This is a genomic window from Methylopila sp. 73B (assembly GCF_000526315.1).
GTDB lineage: Bacteria > Pseudomonadota > Alphaproteobacteria > Rhizobiales > Methylopilaceae > Methylopila.
In genome coordinates, this window is the sequence record NZ_JAFV01000001.1 from 3,965,914 (window position 1) to 3,986,756 (window position 20,843).

The 20,843-nt window shown below is 70.9% G+C and carries 19 protein-coding genes; 12 read left to right on the plus strand and 7 right to left on the minus strand.

Annotated features, from left to right (window positions below):
- Positions 1–87: 87 nt before the first annotated feature.
- The 7 genes from K244_RS24260 to K244_RS22330 all read left to right on the plus strand — a co-directional run bounded on the left by K244_RS24260 (position 88) and on the right by K244_RS22330 (position 8,911).
- The gene (locus K244_RS24260) at positions 88–939 is read left to right on the plus strand and encodes a hypothetical protein (protein WP_020187901.1); all 852 of its coding nucleotides are present in this window, start codon (positions 88–90) and stop codon (positions 937–939) included.
- Entirely contained in the window at positions 860–2,413 is a 1,554-nt protein-coding gene (locus tag K244_RS0119130) for a DNA polymerase Y family protein (protein ID WP_020187902.1), read from the plus strand. Before K244_RS24260 ends, K244_RS0119130 begins: the two co-directional genes overlap by 80 nt.
- Positions 2,410–5,661, plus strand: a complete 3,252-nt coding sequence (locus K244_RS0119135; protein WP_020187903.1) for an error-prone DNA polymerase — start codon at positions 2,410–2,412, stop codon at positions 5,659–5,661. The genes K244_RS0119130 and K244_RS0119135 overlap by 4 nt, the downstream gene beginning before the upstream one ends.
- A gap of 85 nt (positions 5,662–5,746) precedes the next feature.
- Entirely contained in the window at positions 5,747–5,938 is a 192-nt protein-coding gene (locus K244_RS0119140; protein WP_020187904.1) for a YegP family protein, read from the plus strand.
- Positions 5,939–5,990: 52 nt separating this feature from the next.
- The gene (locus K244_RS0119145) at positions 5,991–7,145 is read left to right on the plus strand and encodes a DNA cytosine methyltransferase (RefSeq protein ID WP_020187905.1); all 1,155 of its coding nucleotides are present in this window, start codon (positions 5,991–5,993) and stop codon (positions 7,143–7,145) included.
- Positions 7,142–7,564, plus strand: coding sequence for a very short patch repair endonuclease (locus K244_RS0119150; RefSeq protein WP_020187906.1), 423 nt, complete (start codon positions 7,142–7,144; stop codon positions 7,562–7,564). The genes K244_RS0119145 and K244_RS0119150 overlap by 4 nt, the downstream gene beginning before the upstream one ends.
- Before the next feature lie 168 nt (positions 7,565–7,732).
- Positions 7,733–8,911 carry a sensor domain-containing diguanylate cyclase gene (locus tag K244_RS22330; RefSeq protein WP_245259829.1) on the plus strand — a complete coding sequence of 393 codons (1,179 nt, stop codon included), beginning with the start codon at positions 7,733–7,735 and terminating at the stop codon, positions 8,909–8,911.
- A gap of 9 nt (positions 8,912–8,920) precedes the next feature.
- Here K244_RS22330 and lepA read toward each other — a convergent pair whose 3' ends face one another.
- Positions 8,921–10,726, minus strand: coding sequence for a translation elongation factor 4 (lepA, locus tag K244_RS0119160; protein ID WP_024816623.1), 1,806 nt, complete (start codon positions 10,724–10,726; stop codon positions 8,921–8,923).
- A gap of 258 nt (positions 10,727–10,984) precedes the next feature.
- On the opposite strand from lepA, the gene K244_RS22335 reads away from it, so the two are divergent.
- From K244_RS22335 to K244_RS0119175, 3 genes are all read left to right on the plus strand, one after another.
- Complete coding sequence (locus tag K244_RS22335; RefSeq protein WP_020187910.1) at positions 10,985–11,374, plus strand: SgcJ/EcaC family oxidoreductase; 390 nt, start codon at positions 10,985–10,987, stop codon at positions 11,372–11,374.
- A gap of 74 nt (positions 11,375–11,448) precedes the next feature.
- Positions 11,449–11,739, plus strand: coding sequence for a helix-turn-helix domain-containing protein (locus tag K244_RS0119170; protein WP_020187911.1), 291 nt, complete (start codon positions 11,449–11,451; stop codon positions 11,737–11,739).
- Positions 11,740–11,831: 92 nt separating this feature from the next.
- Entirely contained in the window at positions 11,832–12,581 is a 750-nt protein-coding gene (locus K244_RS0119175; protein ID WP_020187912.1) for a glucose 1-dehydrogenase, read from the plus strand.
- A gap of 46 nt (positions 12,582–12,627) precedes the next feature.
- On the opposite strand, the gene K244_RS0119180 is transcribed toward K244_RS0119175, so the two are convergent.
- The 6 genes from K244_RS0119180 to K244_RS0119205 form a co-directional block, all read right to left on the minus strand.
- Positions 12,628–14,076, minus strand: a complete 1,449-nt coding sequence (locus tag K244_RS0119180; RefSeq protein WP_020187913.1) for an acetamidase/formamidase family protein — start codon at positions 14,074–14,076, stop codon at positions 12,628–12,630.
- Positions 14,077–14,153: 77 nt separating this feature from the next.
- Complete coding sequence (locus K244_RS0119185; protein WP_020187914.1) at positions 14,154–14,555, minus strand: MAPEG family protein; 402 nt, start codon at positions 14,553–14,555, stop codon at positions 14,154–14,156.
- On the minus strand, positions 14,552–15,646 hold the full coding sequence (locus tag K244_RS0119190) for a catalase family protein (protein ID WP_024816624.1): 1,095 nt from the start codon (positions 15,644–15,646) through the stop codon (positions 14,552–14,554). The genes K244_RS0119185 and K244_RS0119190 overlap by 4 nt, the downstream gene beginning before the upstream one ends.
- 96 nt (positions 15,647–15,742) lie before the next feature.
- Positions 15,743–16,603: an SDR family oxidoreductase gene (locus K244_RS0119195; protein ID WP_020187916.1), complete on the minus strand. Its 861-nt coding sequence runs from the start codon at positions 16,601–16,603 to the stop codon at positions 15,743–15,745.
- Complete coding sequence (gene queG, locus K244_RS0119200; protein WP_020187917.1) at positions 16,600–17,733, minus strand: tRNA epoxyqueuosine(34) reductase QueG; 1,134 nt, start codon at positions 17,731–17,733, stop codon at positions 16,600–16,602. The genes K244_RS0119195 and queG overlap by 4 nt, the downstream gene beginning before the upstream one ends.
- Before the next feature lie 259 nt (positions 17,734–17,992).
- A complete protein-coding gene (locus K244_RS0119205; protein ID WP_020187918.1) occupies positions 17,993–18,685 on the minus strand; it encodes a glutathione S-transferase family protein in 693 nt (230 codons plus the stop codon).
- Positions 18,686–18,843: 158 nt separating this feature from the next.
- On the opposite strand from K244_RS0119205, the gene K244_RS0119210 reads away from it, so the two are divergent.
- Both K244_RS0119210 and K244_RS0119215 read left to right on the plus strand, forming a co-directional pair.
- Complete coding sequence (locus tag K244_RS0119210; RefSeq protein ID WP_020187919.1) at positions 18,844–19,716, plus strand: undecaprenyl-diphosphate phosphatase; 873 nt, start codon at positions 18,844–18,846, stop codon at positions 19,714–19,716.
- Between the two features lie 4 nt (positions 19,717–19,720).
- Positions 19,721–20,797, plus strand: coding sequence for an ATP-binding cassette domain-containing protein (locus K244_RS0119215; protein WP_020187920.1), 1,077 nt, complete (start codon positions 19,721–19,723; stop codon positions 20,795–20,797).
- Positions 20,798–20,843: the final 46 nt, after the last annotated feature.

Consider the following 20,843-nt stretch of genomic DNA (forward strand, 5'->3'; position numbering starts at 1 on the left):
CCCACGCAGTCGGCTGCGGCGTCTTGACTCAGTTTTGATGCGCTCCCTATAAGAGAACAGAACAAGAACTTTTGCGGATTTCCAACGATGACGACGCGCGCTGCGGCGGAGACGCTGGACGCGCTCAGGACGGTTGTGGCCCGCATCGAGGCCGACGCGTCGGGCGCTCTCGGCGCGGAGGAGCGGATCGTCCTCGGCGTGCCCGAGATGGACGCGGCGCTCGGCGGCGGGCTTCGGCGCGGAGCCCTGCATGCGGTGTCGGGCGCGTCCGCGGCGGGCGCCGTCGCGGCCACGGGTTTTGCGGTCGCGCTCGCCGTCAAGGCGGGGCGGCGGGGGAGGACGGCGGTATGGATCCGACAGGACATGTCCGGGCGCGAGACCGGGGAGCCTTGGCCGATGGGGCTGGCGGAGCTCGGCTTCGATCCCGACCGGCTGGTGGTGGTGCGCGCGCCGGACGAGGCGGCGACGCTGCGCGCGGCGGAAGCCGCGCTCGCCTGTCCGGCTCTCGCGGTCACGCTGATCGAGCCCTTCGGTCGCCTGGCGGCGTTCGACCGCGTGGCGGTGCGGCGGCTGGCGCTCGCCGCCGGCCGCTCCGGCGTGCCGGCGATCGTGGTGCGGGCGGGGGCGCCCTCGCTCGCCGCGCCCGTGGGGTTCTCGGCGGCGGAGACGCGCTGGCGGGTCGCTCCCGCCGCGTCGCCCCCCGGAGAGGAGGACTGGGGACGGCCGCGCTTTCACGTCGAGCTGGTGCGCAACCGGCGCGGCGGCCTCGGGCGGTGGACGCTCGGATGGGACGGCCATGAGCGCAGCTTCGCCGTGGCCGCAGGGAACGCCGGAAGCTTCGGCGCCGGCGCGCAGGATCATGGCGGTCGCCTTGCCGAACCTCCCCGTCGAGCGGGTGCGGCGGCGGGAGCGGGCGGTGGGCTCCGACGCGCCGGATGACCGCCCGCTCGTTATCGTCGAACGCCAGGGCGCGGCGCTCCGCATCGTGGCGCTCGACGCCGCGGCGGAAGCGGCGGGCGCGAGGCCCGGGCTGCCGCTGACGGAGGCGCGCGCCATCCGTCCGGACCTGCGCGTGGTCTCGGCCGACGCCGCGGCCGATCGCGCCCTGCTCACGGCGGTGGCCGACTGGTGCGACCGCTACACCCCGCTCGTCGCGCTCGATCCGCCCCACGGCCTGCTGCTCGACGTCGCGGGCTGCGCGCATTTCTTCGGCGGCGAGGCGGCGATGGCGCAGGATGTGACGGAGGCGCTCGCGCGCCAAGGCCTCACGGCCCGCGTCACGGTCGCGGGCGGAGCCGGCGTCGCCCGGGCGCTGGCGTGGTTCACGGCCGGCGGCGTGCCGACGCCGGAAGAGGAACGCGCGCGCCTTGCCGCGCTTCCGGTCGCGGCGCTGGGTCCCGCGGAGGCGGTCCGTACCGGCCTCGCTCGCGCCGGCCTGACGACGCTCGGCCAGCTCGCGGCCCGCGGCCGGGGCGAGCTCGTCGCGCGGTTCGGCTCCGGTCTCGTGGCGGCCCTCGACCAGGCGCTTGGCCGGGTCGATCCGCCGATTTCGCCGCGGCGCCCGGCGCCCGTACGGATGATCGAGCGCCGGTTTCCCGAACCCGTCCTCACCCAGGATGCGGTCGTCGCTGCCTGCCGGGCTCTCGCGGGCGCGCTCGCCGGCAGGCTCGAGGCCGCGGGCGAGGGCGTGACCCGCGTCGAGGCCGCCTTCTTCCGCGCCGACGGCAAGGTCTCGCGGATCTCGGTCGCGACCGGCCGGCCGACGCGGAATCCGGAGATGCTGCTGCGGCTCCTCAGGGAGCGGCTCGACGCGCTGGCGGATCCGATCGATCCTGGCTTCGGCTTCGATCTCGTCCGGCTGTCGGCGCTCGCGGTCGAGCCGCTCGCCCCCGAGGCGGTCAGCCTCGATCCGGGCGCGGCGGAGGAAGGCGCGGTCGCGGAGCTGGTCGATCGGCTCGCCGCCCGCCATGGCCGCCGCCGCGTGCTGCGCTTTCTGGCCGGCGACGTCCATCGTCCGGAGGGCGAGGCGCGGGCGCGCCCCGCCCAGGCGATGTCGGCCGGGGGCGGGCGATCGGCTGCGCGTGCGGCGAGCTGGCCCGCGCCGTCCCTCGCGGAGCCGCCGCGCCGGCCCTTGCGGCTGTTCGCCGATCCGGAGCCGATCGAGGTTCTGGCCGAGGTGCCGGACGGACCGCCGATCCGCTTCCTGTGGCGGCGGGTGGCGCATGCGGTCGCCCGCGCGGAGGGGCCGGAGCGGATCGCGCTCGAATGGTGGCGGCGCGACCCGGGCGCGCTGACCCGCGACTACTTTCGGGTGGAGGACGCGGAAGGCGCCCGGTTCTGGCTCTACCGCGACGGGCTTTACGTCCGGGAGGCGGAGCATCCGCGCTGGTTCCTGCATGGACTGTTCGGATGACCGCCTTCGCCGAACTCGCCGCCATGACGGCCTTTTCCTTCCTCCGCGCCGGCTCGCGGCCGGAGGAATACGTCGCGGCCGCGGCCTTCTATGGGCTCGAGGCCATCGGGATCGCCGACGTGAACTCCGTCGCGGGCGTCGTCCGCGCCTATGCGACGCTCGGCAACAAGGACCTGCCGCAACCGACGCCGAAGCTGGTGGTGGGCGCGCGTCTGGTGTTCGAGGACGATGCGCCCGACGTCGTCGTGCATCCCCGCGACCGCGCCGCCTGGGGGCGGCTCTGCCGGCTGCTCAGCCTCGGCAAGGAGCGCGCGGCGAAGGGCGAGTGCCGCCTGTTCTTCGAGGATCTGCTGGCGTGGCGCGAGGGGCTGCTCGCCATCGTCATGCCGTCGCGGGCGCCCGGTCGCGAGACGGAGCGCGCGCTCGCGGCGCTGAAGGAGACGGGACGCGACGCGACGTGGCTCGGCGCGACCATGCCGCGGCGCGGCGACGACGCCCGCAGGCTTGCGCGGCTGAAGCGCCTGGCGTCCCGCGTCGGCGTCCCGCTTCTCGCCACCAACGAGCCGCTCTGCCACACGCCCGACCGACGGCCGCTGCTCGACGTCGTCACCTGCATCCGCGAGGGCGTGACCCTCGACGGCGCGGGCCGCAGGCTGGAGGCGAACGCCGAGCGGCACCTGAAGCCGGGGGCCGAAATGGCCCGGCTGTTCCGGGACGCGCCGGAGGCGGTGACGGAGACGCTGAGGTTCAAGGAGCAGGTCGTCTTCAGTCTCAAGGATTTAGAGTACAATTACCCGCATGAGCCGGTGCCCGCGGGCAAGACGCCGCACGGCCATTTGCGCGATCTCGTGCGCGAAGGTCTCGAGCGATCCTATCCCGGGGGAACGCCTCCGGAGGTGGCGAAGCTGGTCGCCAAAGAGCTGGCGTTCATCAAGCGCGAGAACTACGCGCATTACTTCCTGACCGTGCATGACGTCGTGGCCTATGCGCGGTCGCAGGGCATTCTCTGCCAGGGGCGCGGCTCGGCGGCGAACTCCGCCGTCTGCTACGTGCTCGGGATCACGGCGGTCGATCCGGCCGAGTCCAACGTTCTGTTCGAGCGGTTTTTGTCCAAGGAGCGCTCCGAGCCGCCGGACATCGACGTCGACTTCGAGCACGAGCGGCGCGAGGAGGTGATCCAGCACATCTACGCGCGCTATGGCCGGGAGCGCGCGTCGCTCGTCGCCACCGTGATCCACTACAAGCCCCGCAGCGCCGTGCGCGAGGTCGGCAAGGTCTTCGGCATGGGCGAAGACCTGACGGCCGCGCTCGCCAACACGGTCTGGGGGAGCTGGGGCGACGGGCTGACGGAGGCGCAGGTGCGCCAGGCGGGGCTCGACCCGTCGAACCCCTATCTTTTGCCGGCGCTGAAGCTCGCGAGCGAGCTCGTCGGGTTTCCGCGCCACCTGTCTCAGCACGTGGGCGGTTTCGTGCTGACCGACGACCGGCTCGACGAAAGCGTGCCGGTGGGCCCCGCCGCCATGCCGGACCGCAGCTTCATCGAATGGGACAAGGACGACATCGACGCTGTCCGGATGATGAAGGTCGACGTGCTCGCGCTCGGGATGCTCACCTGCATCCGCAAGGCCTTCGACCTCATCCGCGTCCACGAACGCCAGGCGCTAGAGCTCGCGACCATCGAGCCGGGCCGGGAGGACGTCTACGCCATGCTGTCGCGCGGGGACTCGCTCGGCGTGTTCCAAGTCGAGAGCCGCGCGCAGATGAACATGCTGCCGCGGCTGAAGCCGAAGGAGTTCTATGACCTTGTGATCCAGGTCGCGATCGTGCGGCCGGGCCCGATCCAGGGCGACATGGTCCATCCCTATCTCAAGCGCCGCCGGAATCCGGAGCTGGTCGAGTACCCTAAGCCCGGGCCGTCGCATGACCCGGACGAACTGAGGAACGTGCTGGAGAAGACGCTCGGCGTCCCGCTGTTCCAGGAGCAGGCCATGCGCATCGCCATGGTGGCGGCCAGGTTTTCCGGCGAGGAGGCCAACGGCCTGCGCCGGGCCATGGCGACCTTCCGCAACCTCGGCGATATCGGCGTGTTCCGGGACAGGATGGTCGGGAACATGATCGCGCGCGGCTACGATCCGGAGTTCGCGGCGAACTGCTTCAAGCAGATCGAGGGCTTCGGCTCCTACGGCTTTCCCGAGAGCCACGCCGCGAGCTTCGCCAAGCTGGTCTACATCTCCTCCTATCTGAAACGCCGGCATCCCGCGGCTTTCGCCTGCGCGCTGCTCAACTCCCAGCCCATGGGGTTCTATGCCCCAGCCGAGATCGTGCGGGACGCCCGCGAGCACGGCGTCGAGACCCGCGGCGCGGACGTCGCGGTCAGCCAATGGGACAACACGCTGGAGAAGCGGCCGGACGACGCGCTGCGCCTGCGCATCGGCTTTCGGCAGATCGACGGGTTTCGGCAGGACTGGGCGGAGGCGCTGGTCGCGGCGCGCGGGAGCGGCTTCGCCTCGATCGACGACCTGAAGCGGCGGGCGCGGTTGCCGAAGGCCGCTTTGGTCAAGCTCGCCGACGCCGACGCGTTTCGCTCGATGAGGCTCGACCGGCGCGCGGCCCTCTGGGAGGTGCGGCGACTGCCGGACGACGTCGCGCTGCCCCTGTTCGAGGCGGCTGACGCGGCGGACCTCGGCGCCGAGGAAGGGAACGACGCGCTGCCCGAAATGGCGCTGTCGGAGCACGTGGTCGCGGACTACCAGACGACCCGGCTCTCGCTCAAAGGCCACCCCATGCAGTTTCTGCGCGTCCTGTTCGCGCGGGAGGGGACGGTCTCCTGCGCCGACGTCAAGAACGCTCGGGACGGGCGGCGGCTGACGACGGCCGGCGTGGTGCTCGTTCGGCAGAAGCCGGGCAGCGCCAAGGGCGTCGTGTTCATGACCATCGCCGACGAGACGGGGGTCGCGAACGCCGTGGTCTGGCCGACGGTGCTTCTGCGCTTTCGCCGGGAGGTGATGGCCGCCCGGCTGATCCAGGTCGAGGGGCGCGTCCAGCGCAGCCCCGAAGGGATCGTCCATCTGGTGGCGGAGCGCCTCGTCGACCGGACCCACGAGCTTTCCCGCCTGTCGAGTCGGCAGCTCGAGCCGCCGCTGGCGCGCGCCGACGAGGTGCGCCGTCCGCAGCCCGACCGTCCGCAGCAGCCGCGCGCGCACCCGCGCGACGTCCGCATTCTGCCGAAATCGCGCGATTTCCACTGATGCGGTCCGCTTCCGGCTTGGCGGGCGCGCGAAGTTGGACATAGCCTGCGAGTCGGGCGTTCCAGACCCGTAACGGGAGGCGAAAATGGCCGCGAAGTTCGAAATCTACAAAGACAAGAAGGGCGAGTTCCGGTTCCGCTACGTCGCGTCGAACGGAGAGCCGATGTTTGGCTCCGAGGGCTACACCTCCAAGGCCTCGGCCAAGAGCGCGATCGAGTCGATCAAGAAGAACGTACCGGGCGCCGACGTGGTGGACACCACCACGGAGGTCGCCTGACAACGGCTGAGCGCGACGGCGTCGCCCGCGCAGGGCGGCCGGGAGCCGCCGCGTGAGCGAGCTCACCTTCTACGAGTTCTTTGCAGGCGGCGGCATGGCGCGCCTCGGCCTCGGCGCGGGGTGGCGCTGCCTGTTCGCGAACGATCTCAGCCCGAAGAAGGCGGCCGCCTACCGCGAGAACTTCGGCGGCGGCGACCTCCATGTGGGCGACGTGCACGCGGTGACGCCCGCGATGCTCCCCGGGCGGGCGGATCTCGCCTGGGGCTCGTTTCCCTGCCAGGACCTTTCGCTCGCCGGCGTAAAGGCCGGCCTCGCCGGCGCACGCTCCGGAGCGTTCTGGGGCTTTTGGAACGCGGTCCTCGGACTGAAGGCGGAAGGCCGGGCGCCGAAGACGCTCGTGCTCGAGAACGTCTGCGGAGCGCTCACCTCGCGCGGCGGGCGCGACTTCGCCTCGATCGGCGCCGCCCTGAGCGACGCCGGCTACCGGTTCGGCGCGCTGGTGGTCGACGCCGCTCTGTTCCTCCCGCAGTCGCGCCCACGTCTCTTCATCGTGGCGATCGCCGAGGACGTCGACCTGCCGGCCTCGGCCGTCGATCCGGCGCCCGGCGCGCTGTCCGCCTTCCGCCCGAAGGCCCTGCTTACGGCCCATGCCGCGCTCGGTCCCGAAGCGCAGAAGGCCTGGATCTGGTGGCGCCTGCCGCCGCCGCGGGTCAATGTGCGCGCGCTCGATGACATCGTCGAGGACGAGCCCGGCGGCGTGCGCTGGCGCGAGCCGCACGAAACCGAGGCGCTGCTCGCGCTGATGGCGCCGCTGCACCGCGCCCGCATCGAGAGCCTCAAGGCCTCCGGCCTCCGCCGCGTCGGCGCGGTCTACCGCCGCATGCGGCTCGACGCGTCGGGGGCGAAGGTGCAGCGCGCGGAGGCGCGGTTCGACGGCGTCGCCGGCTGCCTGCGCACGCCCGCCGGCGGCTCCAGCCGACAGACGCTGCTGGTGATCGAGAACGGCGTCGTACGCTCGCGCCTGATGTCGCCCCGCGAGGCCGCGCGCCTGATGGGGCTCGACGACGCCTACGCGCTGCCCTCGAACTACAACGACGCCTATCGGCTGGCGGGCGACGGCGTCGCCGTGCCGGTGGTGCGGTTTCTCGCCCATGAGCTGCTGGAGCCGCTGCTCGGCCGCGAGGCGGCCGCGCGGCGCACGGCGTGAGCCGGAACCCCGCGCCTCCGGAGACGCCCGAAGCCCGCTCCGCCGTCATGCGGGCGGTGAAGAGCCGGGACACCAAGCCCGAAATGCTGGTCCGCCGCGCCGCCCACGCCCTGGGCTATCGCTTCCGCCTGCACCGCAAGGACCTGCCGGGCAGCCCGGACCTCGTCTTCCCCGCCCGCAAGAAGGTCATTTTCGTCCACGGCTGCTTCTGGCACGGGCATGAGTGCGCGCGGGGGGCGAGGACGCCGAAGACCAACACGGACTACTGGCGCGCCAAAATCGCGCGAAACGTCGCGCGGGACGCGCGGGCACGCAGCGCGCTGGACGCGCTCGGTTGGGAGACGCTGACGATCTGGGAATGCGAGCTCAAGAAGGACACGCGCCTAGCTGAGCGTCTAAAGTCGTTTCTCTGCGTTTGATCGACGCGGGCGTCGCTAACCTCTCTGTAAACACCCAAAGCCTATTGATCCGCAGCCGCCTCGGTCGAGACGGATCTGGAGGACGTTCTCCACCGAGGAGCGGTCGTTGCGAGCGAAGCCACCAACGACAGCCTGTGGACCCGACGGCGACCGGCCGACGGGCCGGTCCTGCGAAGATGCGAGGCTTGCGGCTCTCGCGCGCTACGACGTGCTGGACACGCCGAGCGAGGAGGCGTTCGAGCGGATCGTCCGGTTGACGCAGAAGGTCTTCCGGACCTCGACGGGCACCGCCAATGGTTCAAGGCGCGCCGCGGCGTGGCTTCGCAGGAGACCGCGCGGGAGCCGGCCCTGTGCAGCGTCACGATCGAGCAGGGGGCGCCGCTGATCGTGCCCGACGCGCGCTTGGACCCGCGTTTCGCCCAAAACCCTTTCGTGATCGGCCACCCGCACATCCGGTTCTACGCGGGCGCGCCGCTCGTCAGTCCGGACGGGCAAATGCTCGGCACGCTCTGCGTGATGGACCAGACGCAGCGCGCGTTCACCGAGGACGAGCGAGAGATGCTCGTCGATCTCGCGCGCATCGTGATCGACGAGTTCGAGCTCCGGCTGCTCGCCGACGCGGACCCGCTCACCGGCGCGCTGTCGCGCCGCGCCTTCCGCGCCGAGGCGCAGAAGGCGATCGATCTCGCGGCGCGCGCCGGCCGTCCTCTGAGCTTGGTCGCCATCGACCTCGACCATTTCAAGCAGGTCAACGACACCTACGGACATCACCGCGGGGACGCGGCGCTTACGGGCAGCGTCGCGGCCTGCGCCCGGCAGTTCGCGGGCGAGGAGCGGATCGGCCGGCTTGGGGGAGAGGAGTTCGCGGTGCTGCTGCCGGACGCCGGGGCGGAGCGTGCGTTGGCGATCGCGGAGCGGCTCCGGGAGGCGATCCGCCGCGAAGCCTACTCGTTCGGCGAAGGCGCGTTCCACGTCACGGCGAGCCTCGGGGTGACGTCGGCGCCGGTCGGAACTGCGTGCGACGTCGACGCGCTGCTGCGTCGCGCCGATCGCGCCCTGTACCAAGCGAAGGCCGCCGGTCGCGACCGTTGCGCCGTGGCCGCAAGCCCGATCACAGTCGGCAGGCCGCTGCGACGCGTGCTGAAGCGCGGCCGTATTGTCCATGGCGCCGGCCGAACCAGCGTGTCGTGCACCATACGGGCGATGTCGGCCGGTCGCGCGCAGCTCGACGTGCTTGGCGCAGCCGATCTGCCGACACGGTTCGATCTGGTCATGGACGGCGAAGAACCGGCGCCCTGCCGGGTCGTCACTTTGTCCGAGCAGGGCCTTGAGGTGGCGTTCGAGTGAGGCGGCGCCTCACTCGTCCATCTTCAGGGCGGCGATGAACGCCTCCTGCGGGATTTCCACCCGGCCGAACTGGCGGAGCTTCTTCTTGCCAGCCTTCTGCTTGTCGAGCAGCTTGCGCTTGCGGCTGGCGTCGCCGCCGTAGCACTTGGCGGTCACGTCCTTGCGGAGCGCCCGGATGGTTTCGCGGGCGATGATCTTGCCGCCGATCGCGGCCTGCACCGGGATCACGAACAGATGCGGGGGGATCAACTCCTTGAGCTTCTCGCACATCACACGGCCGCGCGCCTCGGCGCGGGTGCGGTGCACCAGCATGGAGAGCGCGTCCACCGGCTCGGCGTTGACCAGGATCGACATCTTCACGAGGTCGCCGGCCCGGTAGTCGGTGATGTGGTAGTCGAACGAGGCGTAGCCCTTCGAGATCGACTTCAGCCGGTCGTAGAAGTCGAACACGACCTCGTTCAGCGGCAGGTCGTAGACCACCATGGCGCGCTTGCCGACGTAGCTGAGGTCGATCTGCAGGCCGCGCCGGTCCTGGCAAAGCTTCAGCACCGAGCCGAGATAGTCGTCGGGCGAGAGGATCGTCGCGCGGATCCACGGCTCGTTGATCTCGGCGATCTTCATGACGTCAGGCATGTCGGCCGGATTGTGCAGCTCGATCTCGCTCCCGTCCGACAGGTTGATCTTGTAGATCACCGAGGGAGCGGTCGCGATCAGGTCGAGGTTGAACTCGCGCTCCAGCCGCTCCTGGATGATCTCGAGGTGCAGCAGGCCAAGGAAGCCGCAGCGGAAGCCGAAGCCGAGCGCGGCCGAGCTCTCCATCTCGAAGGAGAAGCTGGCGTCGTTCAGGCGCAGCTTGCCCATGGCGGCGCGCAGGTCGTCGAAGTCGGCCGCGTCGACCGGGAACAGGCCGCAGAACACCACGGGCTGCGCCGGCTTGAAGCCCGGCAGCATGTCCTTGGTCTGACGCTTGTCCTCGGTGATGGTGTCGCCGACGCGGGTGTCGGCCACTTCCTTGATCGAGCCGGTGAAGAATCCGATCTCGCCGACGCCGAGCTCTGCGATGTCGGTCATCTTCGGCGTGAACACGCCGACCCGGTCGACGTCGTAGACCGCGTTCGCGCCCATCAGGCGGATTTTCATCCCCTTCTTGAGCGTGCCGTCGACGATGCGCACCAGCACCACGACGCCGAGGTAGGTGTCGTACCAGCTGTCGACCAGCATGGCCTTCAGCGGCGCCGCGCGGTCGCCCTTGGGCGGCGGCAGGCGCTTGACGATCGCCTCGAGCACGAGGTCGATGCCGATGCCGGACTTGGCGGAGATCGGCACCGCGTCGGAGGCGTCGAGGCCGATGACCTCCTCGATCTGCTCCTTGACGCGGTCGGGCTCGGCCGCCGGCAGGTCGATCTTGTTCAGGACAGGCACGATCTCGTGGCCGTTGTCGAGCGCCTGGTAGACGTTCGCCAGCGTCTGCGCTTCGACGCCCTGGCTTGCGTCCACCACCAGCAGCGAGCCCTCGCAGGCCGCGAGACTGCGAGACACCTCGTAGGCGAAGTCGACGTGGCCTGGCGTGTCCATCAAGTTGAGGATGTAGGTCTTGCCGTCCTGCGCCGGATAGGTGAGGCGCACGGTCTGCGCCTTGATGGTGATGCCGCGCTCCTTCTCGATGTCCATCGAGTCGAGCACCTGCTCCGTCATCTCGCGCGCCTGCAGGCCGCCCGTGGTCTGGATCAGACGGTCGGCGAGGGTGGACTTCCCGTGGTCGATGTGCGCGACGATCGAGAAGTTGCGGATGTTGGTCTGGGGTTCGGCGGCCATGCGCGGCGGATAGCAGGCGCGGCGCCCCACGGCAAGGGAATCAGGGGACGGGCGGGGGTTCGCTGCGGCCCGGTCGGGCGTCTCCGTCGCCGGGGTTCGCCAGGGAGGCAGGCGCGGCCGCTCCTCAAGCAGGCATGACGCTTTCTTGTGCTGTCTGCTCCGGGCGTCCTGTCGTAGCGTGCCGGCGGTCTTGATGCGCCGCATCGGTCCGGCCCTCCTCACGCGCGCGCCGCGCGTCTCCTCGCAGACGAGAGAATCATGTCCCCCACATCGAACTCCGAGTCGGAAATTCGTTCCGCCATCGAGGTCTGGCTCGGCGCCGTCCGGGCGAACGACGCCGCGAAGATCGCGGAGGTCCATGCGGAGGACGGCCGTATCTTGGTCGCAGGCGCGCCGGTGATCGCGGGCCGGGCGGCGATCGCCGAGTTCTGGGCTGGCCTGCTCGCCGCCACCAACGACACCGTGGTGTTCGGTCCGACGACGATCGACGTGGACCCGGCGGAGGCGATGGCCTTCGAGGTCGGGACTTACTCCTTCAAGACGGGCGACGCAGGCGCCGAGACCGACAACTCCGGCAAGTACGTCGTAGTCTGGAAGAAGATCGACGGCGCGTGGAAGGTCTGCATCGACTCGCTCGTCGCGGACTGAGCGCCGCCGCCTAGGCGCGGCCGCCATGCCGCCACGCCTCGACACTTTCGTTCGGGACGCACTACCTAATCGTCATGACAAAGAGCGACGACACTCTGCCGGACCGCCAGTTCGAGCGCATCGCGCGCGCGCTGGCGGAGCCGCGGCGGGTGCAGATCCTTAAGGAGATCGGCGGCAACGCCGAGCCGACCCCCTGCGCGGCCCTGCACGAAGCGCAGGGCATCAGCCCCGCGACCCTGTCGCACCACATGAAGGAGCTCGAGACCGCCGGTCTCGTCGAGATCCATCGCGAGGGCCGGTGTGCCAGCCTCACTCTGAACCGCGATGTGCTCGCCGCCTATCTCTCGCGTCTCGCCGCGATCTGACGCCTCCGCAAAAATCTCTGGCCTGGCCCCTTGCGTCCCAATTGTTTGACATTCATCTAACTATCGAAACAACTCGCTGTAAGGAAAATCCAATGAGCGAACTCAAGGGAAAGACCGCGATCGTAACCGGCGCCTCCAAGGGCATCGGCGCGGGCATAGCGCGGGCGTACGGCGCCGCGGGCGCCGCCGTGGTCGTGAACTACGCGTCCGACAAGTCCGGCGCCGACCGCGTCGTCGCGGACATTCAGGCGGCCGGCGGCCGGGCGGTCGCGGTGCAGGGCGACGTCTCGAAGGAGGCGGACGTGCTGCGCCTGTTCGACGAGACGGAGGCGGCGTTCGGGCGGCCGAACGTGCTGGTGAACAACGCCGGCGTCTACCAGTTCGGCGCGATCGAGGACCTCACGGTCGAGCATTACCGCCGCCAGTTCGACATCAACGTGCTCGGCTCGCTGCTCGGGATCCGCGAGGCGGCCAAGCGCTTCGGTCCGGAGGGGGGCGCGATCGTCAACGTTTCTTCGGTCGCGAGCCGCGGCGTGTATCCGACGGTCTCGGTCTACAGCGCGACCAAGGCGGCGGTGGACCATTTCACCCGGATCCTGGCCGCGGAGCTTGGCCCGAAGAAGATCCGCGTCAACGCGGTCAATCCCGGCGGCGTCGAGACCGAAGGCACGCATGCGGCCGGCGTCATGGGCAGCGAGTTCGAGCAGCAGATGATCGCCTCGACCCCGCTCGGCCGTCTCGGCCAGCCGGACGACATCGCCAAGGTCGCGGTCTTCCTCGCCTCCGACGCGGCGGGCTGGGTGACCGGCGAAACGCTGGCGGCCTCCGGCGGTCAGCGTTGAGGGATTGAAGGGGCGCGGCGCTGGACGCCGCGCCCTTCGTCTGGCGTCACGCGCGGCCGGCGAAGATGTCCTTCTTCACGACCGCGTGGACGCCCCAGTTGCCGTCCACCACCTGGGTGACGCCGAAGTCCACGCCGATCGACATCAGCGACACCGCCTCGTCCTCGGTCAGCTTCTGCGTGGTCATCAGGAAGTGGCGCATCTTGCGGAAGGCGTCGCGCATCGCGAGGTCGACCGACGACTTGCCGTAGATCGCCGACTGCGCCTCCGGCCCCAGCTCCTTCAGGTAGTTGGCGAAGGAGAAGCCGTGGACGAGCCACTCGTCCTTGGTCTCCAGCATCGGGTAGTTCAACTCCTCCAGCGGCGTGCCGCCGAGGTCCGCCTTCTTGTGCAGGATCAGCTGGAACACGCCGGTGAGCGAGCACTCGATGGCGGTGCCGCAGAGCTCGCTGTCGCCCTGGCTCGCGTGTGGATCGCCGACCGAGAGCAAGCCGCCCTCGACCGCGACGGGGTAGTACATCGTCGCGCCCTTGCCGATGCGCCAGTTGTCGATGTTGCCGCCGACGTAGTTCGGCGGGATCGTGTCGACGAAGTCCGCCTCCGCCGGCGCCAGGCCGAGCGTGCCGAAGTGCGGGCGGATCGGCACCCGCACCCCCTTCAGGACGTCGAAGTTGCGGCTGGTCTTGGTGTGGTCCACCGGCACGCCGGGATAGTCGATCGTGACGTGCTCGACGCCGAACGGATCGGTCTGCGGGACCCATTTGAAGTTGTAGACGGCCTGCGCCCAGCTCTTGGAGCCCATGGCGTCGACCTCGTAGATTGTCACCACCTCGCGCTTCGCGCCGTCGAGCATGTCGTTGTAGTGGTAGCCCCACCAGGCGGCCGCGTTCGAGCCGAAGGCCTTGCCCTTGAACTTGGGGTTGGCGCAGGGGCGCGGCGCGCAGTCGAGGATGCGCACCTCGAGCACGTCGCCCGGCTCCGCGCCGCGGACGTAGACCGGCCCGGTCATGACGTGCACGCCCTGACCCTCGCCGGAGCCCTTTTTGTAGAGCTTGGGGTCGGTGGTCCCGGCGCCGCGGCGGTCGACGCCCTTCTTGTCCTTGGTCCAGAGGAACACGCTCTCGGCGCCCTCGTCGCCCTGCACCATGCGCTCCGCGTCGTCGTTGGCGTGGTGGGTGAGGGTCTCGATGGTGACGATGTCGCCGCTCTCAATCTCAACCCGCGGCTTCAGCGATTTCGAGAAATAGCCCCAGTGCACGGTGTCGGCGTTCGCCGCCAGGTAATGGTGCTTGCGCTCGCCCGATGCGCGCGCGGCGGTCGCCTGGGCCAGCGCCGGCGTCACCAGCGAGGCGCCGGCGGCGCCCAGGGTGGCGAGGCCGCCGGCGGCGACGAAGCCGCTTTTCAGGAAGCCGCGGCGCTCATGATCAAGATCCTCGCGGAAGGCGCGGTAATGCAGCTCGAATTGTGGGCAGGTCGCGTCGTCGCCGCGGCACATGGCATGCGTTCTCCGGTCGCTCAGGCCGGGCGAGGGCCCGGCGCAAGCGACGCACGCAAGCGCGGCGCCAGTTGGCGTCAGCGCAGCAGCAGCGCGACGGCTGCGACGGCGAGCACGGCGAAGGTGACGAGGATGCCGCCGCCGCGGCAGACGAACTGGGTCGGCGCGTTCTTCGGCGCGAACATGCCGATCGGGTGCAGCAGCCGCGCGACGAGCAGCGCGATCAACAGCCCGCGCACAAGGCCCGTGGAGCCGCCGCCCGCCTCATAGAACCCGACGAGCAGCAGCGCGAAGGGCACGTACTCCGCGAAGTTGCCATGCGCGCGGATCCGCTTGGCGAGGCCTTCATGGCCTCCGTCGCCGTGCAGAGCGTCGTCGCCGACCCGGCCCGCGACCACCCAGGCGGACAGCCCCACGAACAAGAGCGCGAGCAGGGCGCCGTAGAAGGCGGTGAGGGCGGGAAAGATGAGGGGGCTCACGAGAGCGTCTCCAGGCTGCGGGGTTCGTGGATCGGGCAGCCGTTGCGCTCGGCGCGGAAGTCGCGGGAGCGCTCGTAGTTCGCGCGCCGGGTGCGGTTGATGGATCCGAGCGGCCGGTGGGCGGCGAGGCCGTGCCACGGGCTGAACGACAGGCGGTCGTCGACGACGTCGGCCTTCGCCTCGCTCCAGCCGGTCTGCGGCGCGACGCGCAGCCGCGCGACGGCGACATAGGGGCTCTGGTCCTCCGGCCAGACCACCGAGGCGTCCTCGATCGGCATGGCCTCGGCGTCGGTCATCAGCTGAACGCGCAACTCCCATTCGCCGCCCGAACGGGAGAAGAACGCGTTGACCTCCTCCCGGTGGGCGTCCGGCCGGCCGTGGGTGTCGACCTTCATCCCCGTCAGCGCGACCAGCTCCGGCGAAACTGGAGCGAGCGAGGCCTTGGCGACATAGGAGCCGTGGAGGTAGGGCGTCTGGCTGTAGAAAGTCTCGCCGAGAACATTGGTGAGCGGCTGGCCGCCGAGGCTGGTCAGCGTGGCGCTCTTGCCTCCGAAGGCCTCGACCGCGGCTTCCGCCCCGCGGAGCACGCTGGAAACCGCCTTCTTGAGCGTCTGGGAGGCGTCGGTCGTCTTGGCGAGCAGCTTCAGCGTCTTCAGGAAACTCGCGGCGTCCGCCGCGGCGAAGGCCGGGGCGTTGGCCATCACGAAGTCCTGCGTGGCGTCTCCCTCGGAGCCGGGGAGCCGCTCGCCCTCGACGCCCACCACCTTGATCGCGAGGCCGCGTGGGGCGGAGACGCCGTCGTCGAGAATGTCGCCCGGATTGGTCGAGAACCGCATCACGACGGGGTAGCGCCCGGGCTTTGCGAACAGGCCCTGCGCCAGGGGCTCCGGCAGGCCGGAAAGCACCTCGAATTCGCCCGTCAGCAGAGCGTGGCTCTTGGCGTGGACGCTGCGCAGCGCGTGGCCGCCGTCGGCGTAGGTGGTCTCGGAGATCGAGCGCATGGTCGCGATCAACTCGTCGCGCACCTGCGCCTCGTCGTCCTCGGGGCGCTCCAATGAGGGATCAAAACGCAGGGGCGTGGACGCCGTCATTGGGGTCGCTCCGGTTGCAGAGGCTTTCCCCACCGAACCGCCGAGCCCGACGCATCGTTCCCGCTGCGACAGGATGCGCGGTCGGCTACGGTCCGCTCATTCCGCCAGCGACGCGATCCCTTCGCGATAGGTGGGATAGGCGAGCCGCACGCCGAACTCCTCCCTCAGCACGCGGTTCGCGACGCGCTTGTTGGAGGAGTAGAAGCTCCGCGCCATCTCGGAAATCTCCGCGGTCTCGAACGGCGTCTCCGGTGGCGGCTCGACGCCGATGAGACCCGCCGCGTAGGTCACCACGTCCTGGGGCGCGGCCGGCTCGTCGTCGGTGACGTTGACGATGGGCCCGGCCTCGGGGCGCGCGATCCCGGCCGCGAGGGCCGCCGCGATGTCGTCCACGTGGATGCGGTTGAACACCTGTCCGGGCTTCACGAGGCGCTTGGCCGTGCCAGCGCGCAGGTTGTCGATCTGGCTGCGCCCGGGGCCGTAGATGCCCGCAAGGCGGAAGATCTGGACAGGGACGCCGCGCTCCCGCCCGAACGCGAGCCAGTCACGCTCCACCACGATGCGGCGCGCGCCGCGCTCGCTATCGGCCTCGGGCTCGGTGGTCTCGTCCACCCAGCCGCCGCCGGCGTCGGCGTAGACGCCGATGGTGGAGAGGTACCCGACCCAGCCGAGGCTTTCCGCCGCCCGCAGGGCCTCGCCGGCGCCGCGCAGGGTAGGATCGCCATGGACGTCCGGCGGGGCGGAGACCAGCACGTGGGTTGCGGCGCGCACCGCTTCGCCAAGCGCTGGCGTCAGCTCGGAGCCGTCGAACACATGGGCGGCGAGCCCATCGGCCGCCAGCCGCGCCGCGGTCTCGTCCGAGCGCGAGGTCACGTCCACACGGTCGAACGCGGACCCGTGCAGGGCGACGAAGCGGCGGGCGGTGTAGCCGCAGCCGAACACGACGAGCCGTCTCACGCCGCCTCCTGGTCAAGCGCCGCGCGCCACTCGGCGCGCACCTCCACGTCGGTTTCGGCCGCAAGCCGCCGCGCGGCAAGGGGCGCGAGCGTCGCAGGCGGGACGAGCCGCCCGATCGCCCAGGCGCTTGCGCCGCGCACCACGGGGGAGGGGTCGTCGAGAAGCGGGCCGAGCGCCTCGGCGAGGCTCGCGTCGCCGGAGTTGCCGATCGCGATCGCGACGTTGCGGACGAAGCGGTCGCGGCCGATGCGCTTCACGGCGGATTTTGCGAACAGTGCCCGGAAGGCGGCGTCGTCGAGGGCGGCGAGCGCGCGTAGTTCCGGCGCGCGCAAGGCGTCGCGGGCGGCGAGCCGCATCTCGCGGCCGGTCTCCGCGAACTTGTTCCAGGGACAGGCGGCCAGGCAGTCGTCGCAGCCGTAGATGCGGTTGCCGAGTCTGGGCCGCAGCTCCCGCGGGATGGGGCCGGCGTGTTCGATCGTGAGGTAGGAGACGCAGCGCCGCGCATCGAGCTGATAGGGCGCCGGGAAGGCGTCGGTCGGGCAGGCGTCGAGGCAGGCCCGGCAGGAGCCGCAGCGATCGGTCTCGGCCGCGTCCGGGGGAAGCTCGGCGGTGGTGAAGATCGCGCCGAGGAACAGCCAGGAGCCGTGAGCGCGCGAGACGAGGTTGGTGTGCTTGCCCTGCCAGCCGAGGCCGGCGGCGGCGGCGAGCGGCTTCTCCATCACAGGCGCGGTGTCCACGAACACCTTCACGGGGTGCCCGGCGGAGGCCAGCAGGCCGGCGACCTGCTTCAGCCGGCCCTTGATCAGGTCGTGGTAGTCGTCGCCCTGGGCGTAGACCGAGATCGCGGCATGAGACGGCCGTTCGAGCGCCCCCCGCGGGTCGTGGTCCGGCCCGTAGTTCAGCCCGAGCAGCACGACGGAGCGCGCCTCCGGCCAGAGCGCGCGGGGGTCGGCCCGCCAGTGCGCCCGGTCCTCGAGCCACACCATGCTTCCATGCCGCCCGAGCGCCAGCGCCTCCAGCAGCCGCGCGCCGGCGGCGGCGACGGCGTCCGGCGTCGTCACCCCGAAGGCCTCGAAGCCGTAAGAGGCGGCGCGCGCGCGGAGATCGTCCTTGAGGGCGGCAGGGGTCATGGGGCGACGGCGGGATCCAACCGAGGGTGCGCGCCGTCAAGCTCGGTTCCAGCGCGATCTCTGCGACGGAAGCGCGACGTCTCCGTCTCCCTCCCCCTTGTGGGGAGGGTAAGGGTGGGGGTGGCGCAGGATGAGGCGCAACGGTCGGGCGCAGGGCGGCTAAGCCCTCCGCGTTCCGTTCTGGACGACCCCCGCCCCCGGCCTCTCCCCGCAAGGGGGAGGGGGGAAGAAGGCGCGCCGTCACGCGGTCGCGGAGCCCTCAGAAATCCAAATTCGCGTAGGTCAGCGAGGGCTGCATGCCGGGCATTCCGTCCGCCAGCAGCGGGCGGAAGGAGGGGCGCGACTTCACCCGCGCGTACCAGCTCTTCGCGGTCTCGTCCTCGTCCCACGGCACGTCGCCCAAGAAATCCACCACCGACAGATGCGCGGCCGCCGCGAGGTCGGCGTAGGTCAGCCGGTCGCCCGCGAGCCAGTTCCGCTGCCGGATCAGATACCCGACATACTTCAGATGATAGCGGATGTTGGAGCGCGCCGCGCGGATGGCGGCCATCTCCGGCGCGCCGCCGCCGAGGTTGGTCGGCATGAAGCGCTTGTAGATCTTCTCCATCACGAGATGGGATGACACCTCGTCGAAGAACTTCTGATTGAACCACGAGGTCAGCCGCCGGCTCTCGACGCGGTCGCGCGGCGCCTCCGGCAGCAGGCGGCGGTCGCCGAGCGCGAGGCCGCGGGTCTCGTCGAGGTACTCCGCGATCACGTCCGCGCCGGGCACGGACGGGATCGAGGCCTCCACCAGCACCGGGGTCGTCCCCGCCGGGTTCAGGTGGAGGAAGGGCTCGCGCCGCTCCCACACCTTTTCCTCCACGAGGTCGGCGTCGAGGCCGTACTCCCCCATGACGAGCCGCACGAAGCGCGAGTGGGGGCAGAGGGGATGATGGTAGAGGATCGCCATGGACCGGGGGGACGCTTGCGCTTTGAAACTGTGGCCGGCCTGCCGCGGCCCTGCCGGAACGCCGGTCGTTCGATGGCGCGGCGCGGGGACCCCGTATAGAACCGGCGTCGTCGTGCGACAACAGCGAATCGCCGCCGAGCCGAGGGGTTTCCAACGTCATGGACATCGCAAGCCTGCTTGAAGCGGCGCTTCTGGGCGTCGTCGAAGGACTGACCGAGTTCCTGCCGGTGTCCTCAACCGGGCACCTCCTGCTGCTCGGCCACTTCCTGGGCTTCGAGTCGACGGGGAAGACCTTCGAGGTGCTGATCCAGCTCGGCGCCATCCTCGCCATCCTGCTGGTCTACGCGCAGCGGCTGATCGACGTCGCCCTGCGCGTCCCGACCGACCCCGCGGCGCGGCGCTTCGTGCTCGGCGTTCTGATCGCCTTCCTGCCGGCGGCGGTGATCGGCGCGGGGCTGCACAGCTTCATCAAGAACGTCTTGTTCGAGACGCCGGCGCTGATCTGCGTCGCGCTCATCGTCGGCGGTCTCGTGCTGCTCTGGGTCGACGCCCGCACGCCGACCCAGCACTACGAGGTGCGCGGCGTCGACGGGCCGGCTCACGCGTGGGTCGACGGCCCGCACGACGGCGCCCGCTTCGACGACGCGATGCGCTTTCCGCTTTGGCTCTGCCTCGCGGTCGGCCTGTGCCAGTGCCTCGCGCTCATCCCCGGCGTGTCGCGCTCGGGCTCCACGATCGTCGGGGCGCTGCTGATGGGCGCGAGCAAGCGGGCGGCGGCGGAGTTCTCCTTCTTCCTCTCCATGCCGACCATGGCGGGCGCTTTCGCCTACGACCTCTACAAGAACCGCAGCGTGCTCTCGCTCGACGACATCGGGCTGGTCGCGGTCGGCTTCGTCTGCGCCTTCCTCGTGGCGCTTATCGTGGTGCGCTACGTGCTCGACTTCATCTCGAAGCGTGGCTACGCGCCCTTCGCCTGGTGGCGGCTGATCGTAGGCTCGGCCGGCCTCGCCGGCGTTCTGGTCTACGGCTGAGGCGATGCCCGCGGTCACGCTCGCCGACGTCGTCAAAACCTACTCCGGGAGCGCGGTCCTGAAGGGCGCGTCCTTCGCCGTTCCGGCCGGCGCGCTGTGCGCGGTCACCGGCCCGGCCGGCGCGGGGGCCTCGACGCTGCTGCGGCTGATCGCGGGCCTCGAACGGCCGACGAGCGGCGAGATCGCGATCGGCGAAACGCCGCTGCGCTCGTTCGGAACCGCCGTGCCCGGCCTCGCCGCGATGGTCGCTCCGGACGGTCTGAAGCCGCGCGCGAACCTCTACGCGAACATCGTCCGCGGGCTGCCCCGGTTCGGCCCCGAGGGCCGCGCCACGGAGACGCGCGCGCTGGCGCTCGCGGACGCGCTCGGTCTCGGGCCGCTGCTCGCCCGCCGCGCGCGCGACGTTTCGACGTCGGCCCGCGTTCTCGCGGCGCTGGCGCAGGCGCTCGCGCGCCGGCCGGGAGCGATCGTGATCGACGGCGCATTCGCGGCGCTCGGCGTCGAGGACCGCGCCCGCGCGGTCGGAGCTCTCCGCGCGCATCTGGCGGAGACCGGCGCCGTCGCGGTGGTCGCGGGCCGGCCCGGCGACGAGATCCTGCGCTCGGCCGACCTGCAGGTCGCGATCGACACGGGCGAGGTTCTGCAGGTCGGCGCGCCCGACGAGCTGTACCGCCGCCCGGCGGACGTCCGCGTGGCGCGGCTCACCGGACCTGCGGGCATGAACGTGCTGCCCGTGCGCGCCAACCAGACGGGGCTGTCGCTCGAGGATGGGACCTGGCTCGGGGCGGCGAGCGTGATGACGGCCAAGACCCACGGCCTGCTGGGCGTGCGGCCGGAGCGGCTGTTCCCGATCGGCGAGGGGCTGCCCCCCGAGAACGGCGCGCGGCTGCCGGTCGACGTGACCGCCGTGTCCCGGCTCGGCGCGGAGACCTGGATCGAGGGCTTTGTGGGCGGAGTCCCCGCCGCCGCGCGCTTCGGCGCGGCCGCCCCGGACGATCTCGCGCCGGGGGCTCGCCTGATCCTCGGCGCGGAACGGCGCGACCTCCACATGTTCGACGCGGCGACGGAAACCCGCGTCTGAGCGGCGCTTGAGGCGAATCGGGCGGGCGGTCTAGGCTCGCCCGACC